Consider the following 1432-nt stretch of genomic DNA (forward strand, 5'->3'; position numbering starts at 1 on the left):
CGGCCGAGCGCGCGTACGCCAGCGCGTCGACGACCTCCTTGGGGTGGCGCGGCAGGGCGAAGCAGAGCAGCGCGCTCGCGCCCGCGTGGCGGGCCGTGTCGATCCGGTCGGCGAGCATCGTGCCGCCCTCGTCCAGCAGCCGTACGTCCGGGTGGACCTTCGCGGCGAAGTAGGCGAAGCCGCGCGCCTGCGAGGAGGCGGCGCGCAGGCCCAGGACCGGGAGCGGGCGGGAGGCGGCGAGGAGGCGGCCGGCGCGTTCGACGGGGGCCGGGTCGGCGAGGAGTTCGGCGAGTCGGCGCAGGTTCTCGATCTCGCCCTGTACGGCCTGCTGGTACTCGTTGTACGAGGAGTCCTGGGCGGCCGGCCCGGCGGGCGCGACCTCCCGCAGATGGCGGCGGAGCGCCGGGTAGCCGTCGAAGCCGAGCGCGACCGCGAAGCGGGTCACGGACGGCTGGCTGACCCCGGCCAGCTCCGCGAGTTCGACGCTCGACAGGAACGGCGCGTCGGCGGCCTGCCGGACCATGCTGTGGGCGATGCGGCGCTGGGTGGGGGTGAGCCGGTGGCCCTCGAAGAGCTGCTGGAGTCGGGCGGCAGGGCTGTCGCTCATGCGATCCCCCTTGGGTGGTGGTCGGTCGGTTCGGCGGCTGGGGCACGGCCCGCCTCGTACGTCGCCTCGTACTCCGCGGTGTCCGCCAGCTCCGTGAACCGGTCGAGCAGCGCGGCGGCCGTGGTCACATCATCGGTCAACGGCCTGTCGACGACCGCCTCTTCGAGTGCGATCTCGGCCAGTTCGAAGGCCCGGCCGACCGGGAGTCCGGGCTCCGGGCGCAGTCCGCGCTGGCGCAACGCCCGTACGGCCGCGACCAGTTCGCAGCCGACGACCAGCCGGTAGGCGTCCGTGAGCCGTAGCGTCTGGCGCGCGGCCAGGGAGGCGAAGCTGGCCTGCTCCTCCACCCCGCGCGACAGGACGGCGTGGCCGAGCGAGGCGGGCGCCGCGTACGCGCGCAGGTCGCCGAGGGCCGCCCCGGCGGCGTACTCCAGGATCATCACGCCGGAGCTGGCGGGTTCGGCGTCGGCGAGGAAGGGCCGCAGGCGGGTGAAGCCCGGCTCGTTCAGGGCGGACAGCCGGGAGGTGGAGAGCCGCGCGGTCTGGACGAGGGAGAGCCTGAAGTGGTCCAGCGCCAGGGCGATCTGGGCCAGGTAGAAGCCGCCGTGGTGGTACGCGGCCGGAATCGGGTCCTTCTCGGTGCCCGGGAAGATCAGCGGGTTCTCGGCGGCGGCGTTGATCTCGACGGCGAGGGCGCTCTCCAGCGCGTCGGCCGCGTCGCGCGCCGGGCCGTGTATCTGCGGGACGCAGCGGAAACCGTACGGGTCCTGGATCCGGCCGAGCGGCGGCCCCGGCCGCTCGGGCGCGCCGAGGAGCCGCCGCATG

2 protein-coding genes are annotated in these 1432 nt (G+C 74.9%); both read right to left on the reverse strand.

What is annotated here, in order from left to right:
• Positions 1-607: MurR/RpiR family transcriptional regulator (locus DVH02_RS33605; protein ID WP_147286203.1), on the reverse strand; the 607-nt coding region annotated here is incomplete at its 3' end.
• Positions 604-1432, reverse strand: an 829-nt coding sequence (locus tag DVH02_RS33610; protein WP_158575987.1) for an aromatic amino acid lyase, incomplete at its 5' end; no start/stop codon positions are given. The genes DVH02_RS33605 and DVH02_RS33610, both read right to left, overlap by 4 nt.

The organism is Streptomyces corynorhini (assembly GCF_003346515.1).
GTDB classification, from domain to species: Bacteria; Actinomycetota; Actinomycetes; order Streptomycetales; family Streptomycetaceae; genus Streptomyces; species Streptomyces corynorhini.